This window comes from Paenibacillus sp. J31P13 (assembly GCF_056269295.1).
Map to the genome: position 1 here is coordinate 1,198,353 of NZ_JBWDNR010000001.1, position 19,645 is coordinate 1,217,997.

At 38.9% G+C, this 19,645-nt stretch carries 13 protein-coding genes and 1 pseudogene; 9 read left to right on the forward strand and 5 right to left on the reverse strand.

Going from position 1 to position 19,645, the window contains the following annotated elements; translation table 11 throughout:
• Positions 1 to 11: 11 nt before the first annotated feature.
• Positions 12 to 773: an ABC transporter ATP-binding protein gene (locus AC0YOD_RS05450; RefSeq protein ID WP_475798204.1), complete on the forward strand. Its 762-nt coding sequence runs from the start codon at positions 12 to 14 to the stop codon at positions 771 to 773.
• On the forward strand, positions 774 to 1,541 hold the full coding sequence (locus AC0YOD_RS05455; RefSeq protein ID WP_475798205.1) for an ABC transporter permease: 768 nt from the start codon (positions 774 to 776) through the stop codon (positions 1,539 to 1,541).
• Positions 1,542 to 2,439: 898 nt separating this feature from the next.
• On the opposite strand, the pseudogene AC0YOD_RS05460 reads toward AC0YOD_RS05455, so the two are convergent.
• Positions 2,440 to 2,564 (reverse strand): annotated as a pseudogene (locus AC0YOD_RS05460) (IS256 family transposase); the annotation flags it as partial.
• 58 nt (positions 2,565 to 2,622) lie between these two features.
• Between AC0YOD_RS05460 and AC0YOD_RS05465 the strand changes: the two are divergent.
• Entirely contained in the window at positions 2,623 to 3,633 is a 1,011-nt protein-coding gene (locus tag AC0YOD_RS05465) for a serine hydrolase domain-containing protein (RefSeq protein ID WP_475798206.1), read from the forward strand.
• A 287-nt stretch (positions 3,634 to 3,920) separates the two neighbouring features.
• Here AC0YOD_RS05465 and AC0YOD_RS05470 read toward each other — a convergent pair whose 3' ends face one another.
• Positions 3,921 to 4,577, reverse strand: a complete 657-nt coding sequence (locus AC0YOD_RS05470; protein WP_475798207.1) for a DUF2238 domain-containing protein — start codon at positions 4,575 to 4,577, stop codon at positions 3,921 to 3,923.
• Between the two features lie 686 nt (positions 4,578 to 5,263).
• On the opposite strand from AC0YOD_RS05470, the gene AC0YOD_RS05475 reads away from it, so the two are divergent.
• The 3 genes from AC0YOD_RS05475 to AC0YOD_RS05485 are packed head-to-tail and all read left to right on the forward strand — an operon-like array spanning position 5,264 to position 9,017.
• Positions 5,264 to 6,811: a spore germination protein gene (locus AC0YOD_RS05475; protein WP_475798208.1), complete on the forward strand. Its 1,548-nt coding sequence runs from the start codon at positions 5,264 to 5,266 to the stop codon at positions 6,809 to 6,811.
• Positions 6,808 to 7,908, forward strand: a complete 1,101-nt coding sequence (locus AC0YOD_RS05480) for a GerAB/ArcD/ProY family transporter (protein WP_475798209.1) — start codon at positions 6,808 to 6,810, stop codon at positions 7,906 to 7,908. The genes AC0YOD_RS05475 and AC0YOD_RS05480 overlap by 4 nt, the downstream gene beginning before the upstream one ends.
• A complete protein-coding gene (locus AC0YOD_RS05485; protein WP_475798210.1) occupies positions 7,905 to 9,017 on the forward strand; it encodes a Ger(x)C family spore germination protein in 1,113 nt (370 codons plus the stop codon). The genes AC0YOD_RS05480 and AC0YOD_RS05485 overlap by 4 nt, the downstream gene beginning before the upstream one ends.
• A 313-nt stretch (positions 9,018 to 9,330) precedes the next feature.
• Here AC0YOD_RS05485 and AC0YOD_RS05490 read toward each other — a convergent pair whose 3' ends face one another.
• From AC0YOD_RS05490 to AC0YOD_RS05500, 3 genes are all read right to left on the reverse strand, one after another.
• The gene (locus AC0YOD_RS05490; protein WP_475798211.1) at positions 9,331 to 11,061 is read right to left on the reverse strand and encodes a M56 family metallopeptidase; all 1,731 of its coding nucleotides are present in this window, start codon (positions 11,059 to 11,061) and stop codon (positions 9,331 to 9,333) included.
• Between the two features lie 38 nt (positions 11,062 to 11,099).
• Entirely contained in the window at positions 11,100 to 11,354 is a 255-nt protein-coding gene (locus tag AC0YOD_RS05495; RefSeq protein ID WP_475798212.1) for a hypothetical protein, read from the reverse strand.
• 354 nt (positions 11,355 to 11,708) lie between these two features.
• Positions 11,709 to 12,032: a PadR family transcriptional regulator gene (locus AC0YOD_RS05500; RefSeq protein WP_475798213.1), complete on the reverse strand. Its 324-nt coding sequence runs from the start codon at positions 12,030 to 12,032 to the stop codon at positions 11,709 to 11,711.
• A gap of 548 nt (positions 12,033 to 12,580) precedes the next feature.
• Here AC0YOD_RS05500 and AC0YOD_RS05505 point away from each other — a divergent pair.
• The 3 genes from AC0YOD_RS05505 (at position 12,581) to AC0YOD_RS05515 (ending at position 19,469) form a co-directional block, all read left to right on the forward strand.
• A complete protein-coding gene (locus AC0YOD_RS05505; protein ID WP_475798214.1) occupies positions 12,581 to 13,669 on the forward strand; it encodes a peptidyl-prolyl cis-trans isomerase in 1,089 nt (362 codons plus the stop codon).
• Positions 13,670 to 13,763: 94 nt separating this feature from the next.
• A complete protein-coding gene (locus tag AC0YOD_RS05510; RefSeq protein WP_475798215.1) occupies positions 13,764 to 18,005 on the forward strand; it encodes an S-layer homology domain-containing protein in 4,242 nt (1,413 codons plus the stop codon).
• Positions 18,006 to 18,317: 312 nt separating this feature from the next.
• Positions 18,318 to 19,469, forward strand: coding sequence for a phosphotransferase (locus tag AC0YOD_RS05515; RefSeq protein WP_475798216.1), 1,152 nt, complete (start codon positions 18,318 to 18,320; stop codon positions 19,467 to 19,469).
• The last annotated feature ends 176 nt before the right edge of the window (positions 19,470 to 19,645 follow it).

The window sequence follows — 19,645 nt, forward strand, 5'->3', positions numbered from 1 at the left end:
GGGGGGAAGTTATGCAAAATAATTCGATTCAAGTCATTGGATTGCAAAAGTCCTACAAGCAGCATCAAGTCCTTAAGGGCGTTGATTTCGAGGTGGAAAAGGGCAGTATCTTCGCCCTGCTCGGCTCCAATGGGGCGGGTAAGACAACGGTTGTCAAAATCCTCACTACGCTGCTAAAACAAGACAGCGGAACCGCCACCGTAAACGGATTCGATGTTGCGTCAAAACCCGAGAATGTAAGGCAGGCGATCAGTCTAACCGGTCAATTTGCCGCCGTAGACGAAATTTTGACTGGACGGGAAAATCTGATCATGATTGCCAAGCTACGATACCTCAAAAACCCGCGTCAGGTTGCGGACGATTTGCTTAAACGCTTTGGCTTGACAGACGCCGCCGACCGCAGGGCGTCTACTTATTCGGGTGGTATGCGCCGCAGACTCGACATTGCCTTGAGCCTTGTTGGAAAACCGCAGATCATTTTCCTCGACGAGCCGACCACTGGGCTTGATCCCGAGGCGCGCATCGAGGTTTGGAAGATTGTCAAGGAGCTTGCCGACGGCGGCACGACGGTACTCCTAACCACGCAGTATTTGGAGGAGGCTGAGCAGCTTGCCGACCGAATTGCCATTCTTCACGAGGGTAGGATTATCGCCAGCGGTACGCTCTCGGAGCTAAAAAAACTGTTCCCATCCGCAAAGGTGGAGTATGTTGAAAAACAGCCGACATTGGAAGAGATATTCCTCTCCATTATCGGCAAGAAGGAGGGAGCGTAAATGGAGACGATAAAAAAGCATTTTTTTAACGATTTGGGCGTTATGCTTGGACGTTCCATGCGCCATATTTTTCGTAGTATGGACACCATCTTAACGGTCTGTATTACTCCGATAGCGATGATGCTGCTTTTCGTCTATGTGTTTGGCGGCGCAATCCAAACCGGTACAGATAACTATGTGAACTACCTGTTGCCTGGTATCCTGCTGATTGCGATTGCAAGCGGTATATCCTACACGGCTTATCGACTGTTTCTAGATAAGCAACGGGGTATATTCGAACGGTTTCACACCATGCCGATTTCACGTTCCACCTTACTGTGGGGGCACGTACTGACCTCTTTGGTATCCAATGCCATATCGGTTCTCGTCATCATTCTCGTAGCGTTGATTATGGGCTTTCGTTCGTCGGCCGGGATACTAGACTGGCTTGCGGTAGCTGGCATACTCATGCTGTTTACGCTGGCCTTAACCTGGGTCGCGGCGATTGCCGGACTGTCTGCCAAATCTGTGGATGGTGCAAGCGCCTTTTCCTACCCAATCATCTTCCTTCCGTTTATTAGCTCAGCGTTTGTACCGACCGAGTCGATGCCGAAGGTCGTTCGCATCTTTGCCGAAAACCAGCCGGTGACTTCGATCGTCGAAGCTATTCGCGCGTTGCTGTCAGGCCAGCCTGTAGGCAATGATATATGGGTCGCTCTTGCTTGGTGCGTTGGGATTTTGTTCGTAGCTTATTTCTTTGCTATGAGGGTATATAAAAAGAGAGTGTGAAGAAGGAAATCATGGTCCGAACGAGGTCCGCGGAAATCGCGGGCTTTATTTTGTTTTCTTTTTATACTAGGATTTGTTTTTTTATGTCATTCATTAAGAATGTTCGTATGTTTTAAATATTTATGAACGAATGTTCTTATGTAACTGAAGTGAAGGATGAATTTTCTTGGTATGGCTGTACAGTTTATTTACACCGATCGAAAACAAGTCAATAGAACACACGTAATTACATTCCTGAACTGGCACTAGCAGTTAAATGGGAGATCAGTCAGATCCAGAAGTCACTAGTTTCATGGATGGCAGCATTAAGTAAGAAGAGTACAGCTCTTTGATGATCAGCGGCTGTGATCATAAATGTAGTTGAGAAGCAAGGTGAGATTAAACACCGTTTTATTTGCTAATGGGTAACAGTTGCTCAATGAACATTAGAAACGGCAGTCTACATAAGCGGTTCTTGTCAAAAGCGATTGACAAGAACATATATTGTTTGCCTATTATGGAAAAGAACATATATTGTTATAAGTAAATAAGGACGAAATTCAATTAGAATGAGGTATGAGGGCGCTTCTATGTCGGGGAGACGTTATCAGTTAATGAAATTTTTTGCGTCTTTAACAGCCATTTCCATGTGGAGAGCCTGCTATATATTGTTTTACATTTGAATCAGTAAATCAACTAATTTGGTCTTTGAAACTTCTATATTAATAGTTGTTCGATTACAAAAATAATTTTGATCACTAAGTTTAGAGTGACACATATAAGAGGAGGGTAACTTTGTTAAACGAATTTATCTCTTTCTCCATTGGATTTGAAGATGTAGATCGGGGTAAAGAAGATGATCAAGCATTACAATGTTTAGCGAATCATTGGTTATAACCTTCAAACTGAGAATTTTTATGAGGCTTCTCCAAATTGGTCTAGGAAAACTTTGATAAGTGTAATATAAGGATTCTCTCGTAGTGATTTCTTCACTCTAGGATTCGTAGATTTCCACTTGTCACTAAAGGCTTCTAATTCTGTTTTTTGTTCTGGTGTTTCTATAAGAAAAGATAATACTCTAATAGAAGTTGGGTGAAAAGAAGTGAATAAAATTTATTCTCTTATACAGCATTGGATTGAAAGCAAGCTAATACCGGATGCAGTTATTCAAATTCAATTAGGTGAGAGCATCATAGGTCAAAGGGCATTTGGGAATGCTACTATGGATACGTTGTTTGATATAGCTTCATTAACAAAAGTAACAGCAACTCTTCCATCTCTTTTAATGCTTGAACAAGCTTCTAAGTTATCCTTAAATGATAAACTCGTTACTTATATTACTGAACTAGTTCATTCAGAGGTCAGGATTTTACAATGTTTACAACATACTACTGGATTGCCGGGATCTCTTCCTTATCCTCAAAATCGTTATTCTTCTAAGGATGTTTGGCAAGAAATATTTGCTCAGCCACTACTATCAAAGCCAGGTGAGGAAACACGCTATAGTGATATAGGGATGATTTTAGCAGGGCTAGTAGTTGAAAGAGTGTCTAACGATTCCTTATCATCCTTTGCGAAAAGAAATATTTTTCAACCACTAGGGATGAAAAATACACAATTTTTGCCTGATAAGCAGCAATTTTCATCGATTGCACCTACAGAATGGGATGAAGAGAGACAGCGGTACCTGCAAGGAGAGGTTCACGATGAAATTAGCTTCCGATTAGGTGGTGTTTCAGGAAGTGCAGGCTTATTTTCTAACGCGGCAGACTTAAGTATTTATGCTCAAGCATGGCTTTATCCGGACCGATATCCATTACTTACATCACAATCCATTAAACAATGTATTTCTTCACCAATAGCAAGTCGAGGGTTAGGATGGCAGGTACAAGACTTTACATCAGCGCCATTAGCATGCGGTTTAATTTGGCCCCAAGGAAGTTTTGGACATACAGGATTTACTGGAACGAGTCTTTGGATTGAACCTACTTTAAAACTTTCGGTTGTATTTTTAACGAATGCTGTTCATTATGGTAGAAACTCAACCATAATGGAGTTAAGAAAAGTATTACATGAATCCATTTACGAAACGATTAAGAATGACTGTTTTTAGAGTAGTTAAAATGTGGATACCTTATGAATCAATACGAAATTATCCAACTGATTTTCGTGTACGCAATAGATTTTTCACTGCGATAGAAGGGGGCAGGAAGCATTTACCTTTCCAAGGATATAGAAGCGATTTCGCAGTTGATGATGATTTTTTAGGTTCTAATATTGATTTAAGAGTTATTCATCCAGAATTTGAAGGCGAGAATGGGAATCTTATTTTAGACTCGACAATTCCTGTTCCAAGATCTGGAGTTGCAAAAATGTGGGTGTTATTTGAAGAATCAAGAGTTAGACATCTGCAGCAGAATTATCCCTTTTCCAGATTATCCATGCGAAAATCCCCATCGATACGACTCCACCAAGGAAACCTAATGCCATATCTTTTTGCGTATCGAATATATCACCTTGCAAACCAACAAACTTAGCTTCACCACCAGATCCAGCCACTAAGGCGGCTAACATTTCAAAGATCTCGAATAATACGCTAAAACCAAGTACAACGAAAATTGGAAGAACATATGTCCAAATCCCGCGTAGGTTGTTTTTGGATTTTAATATTTCAAGAAATGGAAAAGCAAATAATAATCCGAAAGAGAAATGTACGACTCGATCGTAATAGCTTCTTTTTGTATGAAAGGATGCTTTAAGCCAATAGTCAAATGGTGTACCTTCATATGTATAATGAGCCGCATAAGTATGGAGACAAAAGAAAATAAACATCAGAAGATAGGACAGATTTGAAAAACGAAACCATTTATAAGTGAAGACAAGGATAAGAATTACTACGATAAGTGATAATCCATTAGCGAGCCATTGTGATCGATTAGTAGGTGAGTTTGACATAAGACCAAAATATATAATGAATATGAATATCATTAATTGCAATGGTTTATTTTGAGAAAAAGGAATGTTTGTACTTGTCCAATTAAGTCGTTCATTAGTCATGGGAATTTCACTCCTTAAATAGTTGACAATATGGTTCCCTGTTTTAAGATAGTAAATACAATCCTTCGTATAGAAATAAACCTACTGATTTTATCCTAGTGACCTTAGATTGAGATTTTCAGATGTTTTAACTATTTCCGAACTTTCTTTTTGGCTCAATTATTCACCGAACCGAAAGGATATATCTGTCCTCGATTCATTGATGATGTTATACTAATTGATTTTTAGGGGTAGTGTTAGTGATGAATCACTAAAGCAATCTTTATTTTCATTCACTTTCGTAACGAAACCTAGATTTGATCAACTGTGAATGTCCAATCATTTTTTCATTATACTTAATTTATTTACGGTCCCGAACGAGTGGATATTGTGAAGTATATACTTCCAGGCTCAAAGGAAAGCAAAATTTATACTTTGTATATTTAATGGACAGAAGAAACCAATCTCTATATAAATGGCTGCTTGTACCTCCATTTTAATGAGAATAGGTTTCTTTTTATTTGTGGGCTGATTTTCTGGGATTATTACTTGGTAAAGCCTGTTTTTGTTAAACATTATTGTATAGTAGAAAAACTAAAGAAATAACCATGTATCTTACTAAAGTTTTAGGTAAATCCTAAAACTGTAATTTCTTTTACATCCACTCCAAGGTTTCAAACTAATTTATCATGACAGGATGATTTTCTATGTTTTCATTACTTAAGCTGTTGTTAAGAGGTAAGAATTCCAAATATCGAAAAATAACCAAAACCCCAGCTTCTGTTGATGCGGTTCTTATTAAAAGTGATTTATCTGCTAACATCAAATACCTTCAACAGCTATTTAATTTAGCACCTGATTTTTATATTCGTAAGATTCAAAAAAATGACCAGAAACCTTTTGCGGCTCTTGCTTATTTTGACGGTATGGTTGATCAGAATGCTATAGACAATAATATTTTGCAAGAATTGATCCATAAAGCCCTAGATACTCAGTTTGATGTGAATTCTGCCGTAAGTATGGGCGATATTCGTGTGGAATTTGATTTGAATCAGGTTGAAAATGCAATTCTCCAAGGAGCAAGTGTGCTTTTTATCGATGGGCAAAAACAAGCCTATATTTTTGATACAAAAGAATGGCCGCAAAGAGCACTTGAAGACTCTCCTGTTGAAAAATCCCTTCGAGGGGCACATGTAGGCTTCGCGGAAAATGGTAGCCAAAATATTGCCTTGATTCGTAGATACATTCCCAACCGCAAATTGAAAATTAAAGAGCACGTTGTAGGAGAACGCGGTAAAACTAAGGTTTCGATCCTTTATTTAGATGACGTGGCTAATAAGGACATACTCGAGGAACTTGAAACGCGAATTAAGCATATCGATGTAGATGCCATCTTAAATACAGGGGAGTTATCTGAATTCATCGAAGATAATCCCTACTCACCTTTTCCACAATTTATATTGACAGAGAGACCTGACAGTGCTGCTTCCCATATTCTTCAAGGTAGGTTCGCTGTCGTTGTGGATAAATCTCCTACAGTGTTGATTGCACCTGCAATCTTTGTATCTTTTTTTCAAAGTGTTGATGATTACAGTAACCGATGGCTGATCGCTTCATTTATTAGAATCTTACGGTTTTTAGCATTATTCATAGCTTTGTTTCTTCCTGCAGTATATATCGCAGTCATTTCTTTCAATTACGAAGTTATCCCTCTACAGCTCATTTTGTCAATTGCGGAGACAAGAACCCGCGTTCCCTTCCATCCGATTATGGAAGCCATTCTAATGGAATTAATGCTTGAAATGATGAGGGAAGCTGGTATCAGGCTACCTGCGACAATCGGACAAACCATTGGAATTGTGGGGGGCATCATAATCGGTCAAGCGGCAGTACAAGCAGGAATTGTGAGCAATATTATGGTAATTGTTGTTGCCTCTACTGCAATCGCTTCTTTTATCATTCCAAACTATGATATGGGTGCCTCAATTCGGCTACTTCGATTTCCAATGATGCTTCTAGCCTCCATGTTTGGAATGGTGGGTATTGTTTGCGGTGCGATAGCCTTAGTAGGTCATTTTGTTTCGCTTGAATCGCTGGGTACCCCATATGGAAGTCCACTGGCTCCTTGGAGATTTGTGGATATGAAAGATGTATTTATTCGTATGCCATTATGGACGATGACTAAGCGGCCTAAAAGCACTAGTGCAGTACAATCCGCCAAACAAGAAAATGCTCAGAAAAGGGAAGAGCCATGAAAAAATACTCCTTAAATAAAATTACCTTTATGCAGTTTATATTTATCGTTCATGGGGCGCAGGTAGGTATAGGCATATTCTCACTGCCTATGGATTTAGCACTTATAGCAGGAACTGATGGCTGGATATCCCTCCTTATCGGCTACTGCTGTAATATGATCGCCAGTATTATTATCGTATTGACTTTTAAAAGATACCCCGACGATTCATTGCCAGATCTCTTTAATCGATTATTTGGAAAGGTCATCGGGAAGATATTAATCATCCCGGTCATTGCATATTTTATATTATTTGTTATTGCTATACTTACAATCACCATGCTCTTCGTGAAGCATTGGTTTTTGCCGCTAACACCAGACTACCGAATAATGATTTTATTGATTGTCCCAGGTTACTTTGTTGCTCGCAGCGGTCTTCGTGTATTAGGACGATATAATGAGCTCATTTTTTATTTAGGAATCTGGATGCCATTTATCCTAATGGTCCCTTTGAAAGATAGTCATTGGATTCACATGTTTCCTCTAATTAAAGAAGGATGGATGCCTATTTTCGAGGCAGTTCCTACGACAGTATATTCTTTTCTGGGTTTTGAGATCTTGTTTTTCATTTACCCTTTTCTTGAGAAAAAAAAGCTGGCTATTCGTGGAGTCCTTATTGCCAACACGTTGACATTGCTCGTTTATCTAGGAGTCACCATAATCTGCTTCGCTTATTTCAGCCCTAACGATATCATAAGCCATAATCAACCACTGTTGAGTTTTTTAAAAGTTATTGAATTCCGTTTTCTCGAACGTTTTGACATGATATTTTTAGTTCTTTATCTTTTTGTCATTTCAACCGCATGGCTTCCATTTATGTATGGAGCGGTCTTTAGCACAGGAAAATTGTTTGAGAAGGAAGCTCCGCCTCTGTATGCTGCTTTATTCTTTCTATTAATTATTGCATTCATTGTTGCTGTCCATCCTTCATGGAATCAGGCGGAACAATTACAACAATTCTTAAGTAAATTAGGTGTAGGCTTCGCCTATGTGTTTCCAATGTTTCTATACTTTTATGTTCTTCTCTTTAAACGTTTTGCGAGGAGCGAATCCAGATGAAACTTGTTTACTTTTTTTGTTTGTTGATTTCACTCTCAATCCTTTCGGGCTGTGTGGATCAAGTCAATATTGAAGATATCACACTTTCCTTATTACTAGGTATTGATCTCGATGATGAGAATAACCTCGTCATTTCATCAACTAGTCCTGTATTTAATTCGGAAGCGAAAGAAAAGGAAGAGACCACTTTCGTTAAAGCCATTACACTTCGTGAATCCAAACAGCACTTTGATGCCACCGTAACCGCTTTAACGAGTCGAGGTAAGCTACAAATACTGCTCATTGGCAAACGTGTTCTGCAGCATAAAGATTGGTACCCTATTATAGATAGCCTCTATAGAGATGGTAAAAACACAGTAATGTCTCGAGTTGTTATGGTAGACGGTACTGTTTCAGATGTTATAAAGTTCAAGCCTAAAGATAAACCACGTCTACCTATCTATTTAACAAAGCTGATAGATACCGCATATAAAAGAAATATTACAGTAGCAACGAGCATACAAGATCTTCGCCGACAATTTGCAGACAATGGAGTAACTCCAAGCATTTCAGAGATTAAAAAAGATGGAGAAATTATAGTGACAGGCACGGCTCTTTTGGAGCAGTCCGGTAAATATAAAATATCGATTACTTCTGCTGAAAATCAACTCTTACGAATTATGCAGCATGAAACCACAGGGGAATTTACCTTTACAATTAACGTTCCCGAGATGTCGAATGAGGGTATTTTCAATAAGAACAGTTTAAACATTTTGCCAGAGGCTACTTCGGTTAAAACAAAAACAAACTATAAGGATAATAAGTTTATATTCGATATTGGAGTTAATATGAGAATATCCATAAAGGAGCGCTTGTTTCCTTTTGACGTAAAGTGGGAAGCATCTAAATTGGAAAAGGAAATTGAAGTCGAACTGCAAAAGCAATTTCTACAATTAATAAAGAAAATCCAAAAAGCCAAAATCGATCCGATTGGACTAGGTTTGTATGCGAGAGCCTATCAATATTCTCATTGGAAAGAAGTTCAGGATAGTTGGGGCGATGCTTTATCGGAAGCGGACGTTAAAGTGAAGGTGAAAGTTAAAATCCAAGCAATGGGATCGATTAAATAATCGTATTTTGATGAAAAATTCAGCTGAAAAACACGCAAAAAGCTCCTATATACACTAGGAGTTTTTTATTACTTATATTCTATAAAATGCACATCGTATATATTTCCATGTATTTTCACGAATATTTATATTAAGAACATGAGAGCAGCAACCATGCAGTTAATGATACTTGCACATACTGAACCTTTATCAGTACATATTCTTTGCCATAAGCATCCGTGCGGACACCTCACTTGGGCTTTTCTATTTCAATAATAAAGGCTTTTTTGGAGGCATAGTTCCATGTGTAGAACAATGATCAATTTGTAAATGATTACCTAAAACGATCAAACCACCAACGGCTACGAATTTCTTTTCCCCATTTATGACCATGAGCTCTTAATGTATTTACTCGCCAGTACATCGGTGGGTGATCCATCATTTGAAATTCCAAGAACCTTAAGAACCTAGGTGACCTTGCAAGAGAGGACTTAATTTCTTTCAGATCATTTTTTTTCATACTATATTCTGCTGTTTTTTTCATCGCTTCATCTTGGGATGTAGCAAGAGTCGCTAAGCTATTAGCCATTTGTATCGTTCCTCCATCAAGAAATGAAGCGCCTAGATGATCTGCCCTTACTTCCATCAATTGAGAACAAAAAGATTGAAATACTGGAAATAGTATTAAGAGGAACCAAACTAAAAAAAATAAAGGAATAGCAAAAGCTTCAATATCAGAAACTTGTTTGTAGATAAATGAAAGTGCAACAACTACAATTAACATTAATAGAATTCTATACAGTTGCCCATACAGGATATCTCTCTTTTTCACATGAACTGCTTCGTGGGCTAATATCCCTTCAATAGCATCTATGGGCAATTTTAAAGTAGCGGTTGTTAAAGTCACCATTGACCGTCCAATATTCATACCTGTTGCTAGCCCGTTGTATTGTGCGGAGTCAGTTTCAAAAACTTTCACGTTTGGAATACCAGCTTTAGCAAATACCTTTTCAGCTGTTGTTATCACTTTAGGATCGGTTACAACCTTAGCATCCATGGCAACCTTTAGTACACGATCAGATATATATATATTAAATAACCAATAAATAATCGCTATACTAACCATCAGCCACGCAGGAGTTCTAAAGGTATATAGAAGCAATATTATTCCTGTATATGCGGACACCCCCTTTACTGTTATCGCAAAATAGAACTTGCCAAGGAGCCGTTTGATATTCCTTTTATGATAGAAGGGTAGAACAGAAACCTCATTTTCAATAGTACTTTCAAACTTCTTTTCTCTCCCAAATTCGGTTTTCCACTTTTCTGTTTCTTTAATTGTCAGGTATACTGCTTCTCCTGGTAATTGAAGTCGTAGTACTTTATTAAAGCTAGTTGTGAAGTCAGTATTTGATGTGAATAGGGTAAGATATGGATGAAGTTTTAACAGATCTACAGTTGATTCAATAGTTATATCCTGTATATCTTGGATTGAAAATTTTCTTGAGTCCAAGCGTGAAATGATATATATGTTGCCTTGTTGTTTAGAGAAATACAGGTTAGTTGTAAAAAAGATCACAAAACGTTTGATCATTTCGGTAATTGCCATGAGAATCCCGTATACAATAAAATATTTTAAGAAGCTATATTCTGGTCCGTATATCAAAAATAAAGTGGCACCAGCAAATACAAGGATTGAAATTCCTAATTCCCCAAGTAAACGTTGATTATTTCGAATAATCCCTATTTCCTCGACTTCCAGTTGGATGACTTCTTCCATTAATTCTTTAAACTTTCCCTGACCAGTCATTAAAAGAGACATTGATAAGTACCCCGCCGAAACAAACGCAAAATAAATGAAACCTTCTGGAAAGCCCTGTTGATAAAAGATGAATCCAATTGCTAATATAGCTCCTGTAAGTTCACTTGCATTACCTAATTTACTACTCCATCTTCCTGTTAAGACGCCAACAATATAAATAATACAACCTAATAACAGATATAACATAGATTCAAAGATACTTGGGAACATATAATTACCTACCATCCTAATTGATTTTCTCATTCCTACTAATTAAGCAGCACTTTTGTTTGATGTGACGGTTAACTACGTTTCTTGTTCAGAAGTGTACCAAATAACGAATAGAGAATGATAACAAGGCTGAATGCAGCGGTAATATAAGCAGCGCCATCATGAAAAATAAGATTTGGTTCAGTAGGCAATATACGATCGGATACAAGAAAGAACCCAACATATACGAGTGAAATGATCATTCCCAGTCCGTACATCATCACGAAAGATATTCGCTTAGAGGAGAAAGAACCAGCTCGAAGAATAGTGAATAAAACATAGGACATAGTAAGAGAGAGCGCTAAATACACGATATTCTCATATAGCGGAATGGTTAGGTGTCCACTGAAACCGGTTAGAAAACGCCAAAAAAGAAGTAAAGGAACTATGGGAGCTATTGTTTTTATTTGTTCCCATTTCGATGATTTAGGGAGCTCCTTGATGATCTCATTACAATAGGACTTAGGATCTTGGCCAAAGACTTGTTCGAAAGATTTCCCCTTACGCTGAGCCATTAATAAATGATCTTCGAGTTCCATGAGGATCTCACTAGCTTTGGTAACCGGAACGGCAGAGCTACTCTGAATGTAGAATCTCATTTCGTTTAATAGGGTTTTATTTTTTTTATTCAACATAAGGCATCATCTCTTTTCAATAATACTATTTACCGCATTACTTAGTTCGTGCCAATTTCCACGGAATAATTGAAGCTGCTGTTTTCCTTTAAGAGTTAGGCGATAGTATTTGCGGTTAGGTCCCGAAGCAGAGGGACGTTGTGTACTTGCCACAATATTTTCTTTCTCTAATCGAAGTAAGAGTGGGTAAATGCTCCCTTCCTTTGCGAACACGAAGCCACTAAGAGCAAGCTTCTCCATAATTTCATATCCGTATGTTTCCTCTTCATCAATGACGGCAAGAAGGCATCCCTCAAGCACCCCTCTAACCATTTGAGTGAACACGAGCATTCCTCCAATCGTAGCTACTATCTATATTGCGCAACAAGGTACCAAGTGAATAAACAGCTAGCTTGCAATACAAGCTAGCTGTTTCATACTACCCAATTGTTACTAGTAATGCAAGTTAAGATATTATAATTTCAAAAATATTGCATTTCATATTTCGGGAAAATTGTCATTGATATATTTGGAAGTTCCTCGTTGATTACGTCAATGGTACAAGGAGTGCAATATAGTCATTGTACGATCGGTTTATCAATTGTCGGCACAGCAGGATGACTGTTGAGGGCAAGATTCGCATTATAGAAGATGATGACTTTTTGCTGCGAAGCTCTAAGCGCTGAACCGAATTAAAGATACAATCGAATGGAAATTTACTATTTTCCAATATTAACGTAAATAACCAACAAGTAAACAAAAGAAAAGAAAAGTAAAAATTGTTAAATTGTTATGCAAATATCAAGGTGCTATTATCTGGTTATGCAAAATGGAGAGATCTATTTTAACTGCTTAAAAAGAGATTTTCATTCAATAAGGATTCCAGTAAAGAGGAGGAGTTGGGAATAGCGGCACATAAAAACAACGGTTATACATGGTACTACATTACCGGGATACTAGTTTTATTGGTCATTATCATCATTGTCATTGAGGGTTCCGTCTTTTCCGAATCGAGCCGCCGAAACCATAATATTGCAACGGTGAACGGTACTCCAATTCATGTCAATGAATTCCGAAAAGCCATTCAAGCAAACAAAGCTCAAATCACTGACTATTTTCATGATAAATACAACACTCAACAGTCAGCTTCCTTTTGGAGTACTTCCTACGGAGGAGAAATCCCGCTGGAGTTATTAAAGAAAAAAGCGTTGGAAGATTGTGTGCGCATTAAAGTTCAGCAGATTATCGCAAAAGAGCAGGGAGTAATGTCGGATATCAGTTACGAAGGTTTTCTGAAAAGCTTAAAAATTGAAAACGACAGAAGGCAAAAAGCAATCAATGATCATAAGGTTATTTTCGGACCTGTCCAATACACGGAGAATGCCTATTTTGAATATGTGATGAGCAATGCGAAACTGGCCGTTACAAAAAATATGACAATAAATGGATGGAGGCCGGATGAGCAGCAGTCAAAACAGTTTTATGAAGCGAAAAAAAGTCTATTATACCAAGCGCCTGCGTCAGTTAAAGTGAAGCAAATATCGTTTTCCTTTCTCGATGCAAGCCAGAACATCAATGAACAGCTCAAAGCCGAGGCGAAGCTAGAAATGGAAGCGGCTTCAAGCAATATTTCTTCCGGAATATCATTTGAACAGGCAGCAAGAGAAATGGGACAAAATGTACAAGTTACGGAGCAGCAATATAAAATGGACAACTATGTCCATGTCTCCAGAAGTCCTGTCATTCAAGCTGCTCAGAATCTTGAGCTTGGAGAAGTCGGAGGAGTGATTGAAGAAAATGGCTCTTTTTATATCATCAAATGCCTTGAAAATGAAAAGCTTGGCTCAAGATATCTGCCATTCGATAGTGTTAAGGACAGAGTTGTAAATGACTATATGGATAGCAGGTATAAGGAGTTTGTTCATAAACGGTTATCCGATGCGCAGATTGTTTTGAATGAAGAAGAGTACCGGAAATTTGAAATGTAAAGCCTACATGGCATTACATAATTAAAAAATGAAGGGAACGATTTATTTGAGAAAATGCTTCAAAAAGATTGCTTGTATGTTCCTGGTATTTTCTATGCTTTGTACATGGTTTGTCGTTTCTCCAACAAATGCAATGGATACGGGAAAAACCTACTATGTCGACAGCACTGGAGGGGATGACAGTAATGATGGTATGAGCGAAGTTGCCCCCTGGAAATCGCTGGATAAGGTCAATGAGACTACTTTCGGCCCAGGTGACAAAATTTTGTTCAAGTCCGGGGAAAAATGGAATGGCAGACTGTGGCCCAAAGGTTCCGGAGAAGAAGGCAATCCGATCGTAATTGATAAGTACGGCTCCGACGACCCCGAAAACAAGCCATTAATAGCGGGTGTGACCTCCGAAATGGAAGCGGTTTATTTGAAAAATCAGGAGTATTGGGAAATAAATAACCTGGAGGTTACAAATAGTTCGTCACTTCCTTTTGATAGAAACTGGGAAAACATACGCGGTCAGCGTCGTGGAGTATATATATTGAATGAAGAAGCAGGTATTCTACATCATATTTATATAAAAAATATGAATATTCACGATGTCGATGGTTCATATACGACCCGCTCCGGGGGAATTATAGTTGACTCCGTCGGGTCAACAACACCAAGTGCTTTTGATGACATTCTAATTGACGGTAATACGCTGACGGATGTAGATGCTTATGGCATTTATATCGGTTCCAATTGTATATTGCGATACGGTATGGGGGATTTGTGGCCTTGGGTTCAAAAGCCTTATGGACCATGGACTCCCTCCAAAAATGTAAGGGTTTCCAATAATTCCGTGGTCAGAGCCGCAACAGGAGGGATCGCATGGAATGTTACAGATGGTGCTGTTGTCGAACACAACACGGTACAAGAAGCTACTTATCTGGCAACAAACGCTTCGATCTGGTGGGCATATGCGGACAATAATCTCGTTCAGTTCAACGAGTCCTTTGGGTCTGTACACGGAGAAGAGGATGGACATGGTTTCGATGTAGACGCAGGTAACATCGGTTCTCTGGTTCAGTATAATTACAGCCATGATAACGCCGGTGGGTTTATGCTTTATGTCAATGATACGTACTGGACGCTCAACACTGTCGTCCGGTACAATATCAGCCAAAATGACAAAGGCAGCATATTCCGATACAGCGGATCGATTGATAATGTTTATAATTACAACAATACGGTTTATGTGGGAGAATCATCCGGCAATCCGGTTATGAGTGATTACTATGTAAAGGCTTCTGGTGAACCGCGCAACATTAAAAACTACAATAATGCGTATTATAGCGTCGGAGATAAAGGATGGAATTTAACAGGTCAAACCTTCGACTACAATGCCTATTTCGGTGGAAACACGACAGTAGAGTCTGATGCCCATAAGGTAACTGCCGAACCGGGATTTATCGCTCCTGGAACAGGGGGAAATGGCATGGACACAGTCGGTGGATACAAGCTGCATGAAGGTTCTCCTTTAATTGGCGCAGGTATCCGCATTAGCGATGCCGGGGGACAGGATTATTTCGGCAATCCGCTATATAACGAAGCTCCTGATATCGGTGCTTATGAATACGAAGGAACTGTGCCTCCAGCCGGTGAAGATATGCCTGCTCCAATCGAAGTTGTTGAGCTCCGTCCTATCGACACCCCTAATGATGATTTGGCTCTTCAGGCGGTTGCAAGTACGAGTTTCACAACGTCATCTTCACAACCTGTAGCAAACCTTAACGACAAATATTATGATACTGCATGGTCTACTGAGGGTTCCCCAAGTTTTCCGAACGATATAACACTGGATTTTGGTGGAAAGACAGTTTCCGCCAATCAATTAAAGTTAAATATAAGATCCGGTAAAACATATGGTATAACGAAATTCGATCTGGAATATGAAAATGGATCTGAATGGGTTCCAATCAAGACAGACATTCATCTAAATTGGGATTCGGATAATGGTCTTGATGAGATTAAAACAGTCGAATTTCCTCTCACCAGGTTTTCTAAAATTCGGTTAAAGGTAAATGAAGGGACCGTTCAATCAGGGCCTATTGCAGTGAACGAACTCGAATTATATAACAATCCTGAGTTAAACATGGACATGGTCACCTCGACCTTCCCTTCAGGAGATAACCCAATTACAAATATTATCGACGGCAATATAAACTCAGCATGGGGAACACCTGGCAACCTTGATAAAAACCGTGACTTTCCAGGCTATATCACAATTAACTACAGCAATAATCCGATAACTTTCAACAAGCTCACTTTGTATACGCATTTTGGAAAAGATCAAGGAATTACAAATTTTGATGTGGAGTATTACGATGGCAGCGCCTGGAAGACGGCTTTATCCGACGCAAAGATAGAATGGAAGCTGAGTGACAGCACCAGAGAGCCTCAATCAGTCACTTTCCCAACGGTTACCGCACAAAAACTTCGTTTGAAGGTTACGGGTGCAAATTTGATATGGGACTGCATTGCGCTTACTGAACTTGTTGTTGAGTATATCCCAGATAAGGTACCCGTCACAGGAATTCGGCTTGACAAATCGGAGGTATTCTTTAATCCTACTTCCAGCAGCATAGCATTGCAGGCTGTAGTTATGCCAGATAACGCAACCAACAAAAAAATGACATGGAGAACGGATAATGTTCAGGTTGCGACTGTAGACGACAAAGGACTGGTGACAGCAGTAGGTGAAGGAAAAGCTGTCATTACAGCGACCTCGGAAGAAGGAAGCTTCCAAGTCTCCAGCAATGCTATTGTTGACTGGACAGCTCCGGTAATCACTATTGGTTCATTAGTAACCTCTGAGAATAACACGGGTCTTTTTCAACCGGAGAAATTTGAAGTGACAGATCATCTGAGCGGAATCGACAATACGAAAACAACCGTTATGTTAGACGGAAAGATCCTGACGGATTTAAAGGATATTGCGATGAACACGCTTGAGCTCGGAACACATAAATTTTCAGTTAAAGCCAGTGACTTGGCTGGAAATACTGCTACGAAATCTGTTGATTTTCATGTGAAAAGTACAGGCGGGGGAAGCACATCAGTACCTACGGCGCCAACACCAGCACCAGAGACTTCTGTTACAAGTGACGGCAATACTACAATGATAACTGTTGAAGTACAGACATCAACCGATATAGCAACCGGTATAGCCATAGCAAAGATTGAAGCCGGTACAATAACATCCTTGATTGACAATGTAAAAAAAGCTGAAGCCTCCGGACAAAAATCGGTTGTTGAAATCAAGGTGAAACTGGCGGAAGATGCAAAAGCTATTGAAGTGCAAATTCCCTCAGATGCTTTTAAGAAGATTGCTGAAACCGCAAAAGCAGAAGTGAAAATTGACACCGGAATTGGGACTATCATCTTTGATAAAAAAGCAATTGTCTCCATTAGTAGTACGGTATCAGCAGACATTATCAGCATTCAGGCTAAAAAGGTTGATAATACTTCCTTGACCGAGGCCGTAAAGGCAAAGCTAGGGAACAGACCCGTTTACAGTTTTACAGTACAGGCTGGAAGTACTCTAGTATCAAGCTTTGGCCGAGGAAGCGCACAGATAAGCATACCGTATACACCTAAACCTGGAGAAAAGTATAACTCAGTTGTGGTTTACAGTATTGATAATGATGGAAACCTAACTACTCTTTTGGGCAAATTTGACCCGGTAACAGGAAAAGTGAATTTTGCTGTTTCGCGTTTTTCACAGTATGCAGTAGGATATAATGAAGTAAACTTCAGCGATGTGGCCGAGAAAGACTGGTACAATGAGGCTGTCGGTTTCATGGCTGCAAGAAATGTTGTATCCGGTATAGGCGGAGACAGATTTGCTCCTAACAATAGTGTGACCCGTGCCGACTTCCTTATCATGTTAATGAATACTTATGGTATAGAGTTGGATAGCAGTATCAAAGACAATTTTGATGATGCGGGCAGCAAATACTATGCTAAGTACCTTGGCACAGCAAAACACCTTGGCCTCGTATCAGGAGTAGGGAATAACAAATTTGAGCCGGAAGCTGCGATCAGCCGGGAGGATATGTTTGTTATCTTATACCAGGCATTAAGAACTCTTGACAAGCTGCCAACGGAAATGAAAGGAAAAAATCTTGAAAACTTTAAGGATGCCGGGGAAACAGCAGATTATGCAAAAGATGCTATAAAATTGTTCGTTGAAACCGGAATTATTGCAGGAGACGGAACAAAACTAAATCCAAAGGGAATTTCTACAAGAGGAGAAACTGCACAGCTATTATTTAATCTGATTTCAAATGGTATTTTATAAAAACGAGGAATTTCTGCACTAAATGATAGGATGCTCCCCTTTGAGTAGATAGGTTTGTAAATAAACCGACTACTTGGAGGGGAGCATTGCTTTGTCAAAAATAGACACATTTACGATAACAAGTTAAACGAACTGGAAGACTAACGAAAATATAGATAAAAATTGATTATATATAAAGTTTACCTAGGAACTAGATGGCATTTTACAGTAAAATTTAAGGTAGAAAAGCTGAAAGGAACGATGTATCAATGTTAAACAAGGTGGTTTTCATTTAAGTCCACAGAAAAACTTTCTCATTTTTAGGATTATTTTGTGGTAATTGAAGTATGGGAAGTCGTTGCAAGAATTTTGACTGGAGGAGATATTATAAATTATAACGAGGTTGTTAAAATCAATAATGAGTATTTACTTACATTAGTATCAGAGTTGTTCGGATTAAAAGATTATGAAATCCAACTTATTCCCGCGCATGAAGGTGGACGAAATGTCGTTTATACCTGTGAAAAAGAGGGTGTCGACGCAAAAATACTAAGAATCGCTTTCTTAGCTGACAGGAACCGGGAAGATTTTCTGGGAGAAGTTGAGTATATCAAGTATCTATTTGAGCACGGAGGAAGTGTCTCGGATGTAGTCAGTTCTAGCACAGGGAATTTACTGGAAGTGATTACGTATGATAACCATACCTTTTATATCTGCTTGTTTAAAAAGGCCAAGGGAAAAATGCTCGTAGAGAATAATTATCAGTACCGGGAAGGAGCTCCAATTACCGAGTACTATTATAATTGCGGTAAAGTCCTGGGTAAACTGCACCAAATATCGAAAGGGTATACTCCCGTCCATCGCCGGTATAGTTTTTTTGACAAATACAATGCCGAATATATCGATAAATTGATACCAGAATCCTTCTCTCTGCTAAAGGAGAAGCTGGTAGAGCTCCTTAATAACTTAAAAGGATTGGATACGAACCAGGAGACTTTCGGTATGATTCATTTTGATTATAACGATGGGAATTTTTCGATAGATTTTGAAACTGGGCAAATAACCGTATATGATTTCGATAATTCATGTTTCGGTTGGTATATGTATGACCTTGCAGATCTCTGGACACACGGAGTAGGCTGGATTCAATTTGAACCAGACGCAGGTAAACGTAAAAAGTTTATGGATGATTATTTTGAAACAGTCCTCGCGGGATACAAATCCGAGACCAAAATTGAAAATTCAATGCTGGATAAGTTACCCTTATTTATTCAAGTCACCCTTTTGGAAAATATAATAGGTGAATTTGAGGAAATGCAGAGTAACGGTGAGGAACCAAACTGTGACGAGGAACTGTCATATCTCATAAAATGTTTGGAGGACGATATCCCATATAAGGGATTTTTCGATGGCATTTATTCTAGTAAAGAACCCTTTGAGTATGAGGAACGATTAACAGATACGGAGCGAGAATGTAAAAACTAGAGATGCCTCGATTATGAGTTAGACCGATAACATGAATACATGTTTTCTTGGTCAAAGTTATTCAATTAACGGGTTACGCTAGTTCAATACAATTGATTAAAACCTTTCATTAGAAGCAAGCCTAGATTTATTAGGTCTAATGGGAGGTTTTATTATGAATTTAAGTGAATTGTGAA

Excerpts from the sequence above, each read along its gene's own strand:
- AC0YOD_RS05450 (WP_475798204.1), top strand. The coding sequence starts at position 12 with ATGCAAAATAATTCGATTCAAGTCATTGGATTGCAAAAGTCCTACAAG.
- AC0YOD_RS05455 (WP_475798205.1), top strand. The coding sequence starts at position 774 with ATGGAGACGATAAAAAAGCATTTTTTTAACGATTTGGGCGTTATGCTT.
- AC0YOD_RS05470 (WP_475798207.1), bottom strand. The coding sequence starts at position 4,577 with ATGACTAATGAACGACTTAATTGGACAAGTACAAACATTCCTTTTTCT.
- AC0YOD_RS05475 (WP_475798208.1), top strand. The coding sequence starts at position 5,264 with ATGTTTTCATTACTTAAGCTGTTGTTAAGAGGTAAGAATTCCAAATAT.
- AC0YOD_RS05480 (WP_475798209.1), top strand. The coding sequence starts at position 6,808 with ATGAAAAAATACTCCTTAAATAAAATTACCTTTATGCAGTTTATATTT.
- AC0YOD_RS05485 (WP_475798210.1), top strand. The coding sequence starts at position 7,905 with ATGAAACTTGTTTACTTTTTTTGTTTGTTGATTTCACTCTCAATCCTT.
- AC0YOD_RS05490 (WP_475798211.1), bottom strand. The coding sequence starts at position 11,061 with ATGAGAAAATCAATTAGGATGGTAGGTAATTATATGTTCCCAAGTATC.
- AC0YOD_RS05495 (WP_475798212.1), bottom strand. The coding sequence starts at position 11,354 with ATGTCCTATGTTTTATTCACTATTCTTCGAGCTGGTTCTTTCTCCTCT.
- AC0YOD_RS05500 (WP_475798213.1), bottom strand. The coding sequence starts at position 12,032 with ATGCTCGTGTTCACTCAAATGGTTAGAGGGGTGCTTGAGGGATGCCTT.
- AC0YOD_RS05510 (WP_475798215.1), top strand. The coding sequence starts at position 13,764 with ATGCTTTGTACATGGTTTGTCGTTTCTCCAACAAATGCAATGGATACG.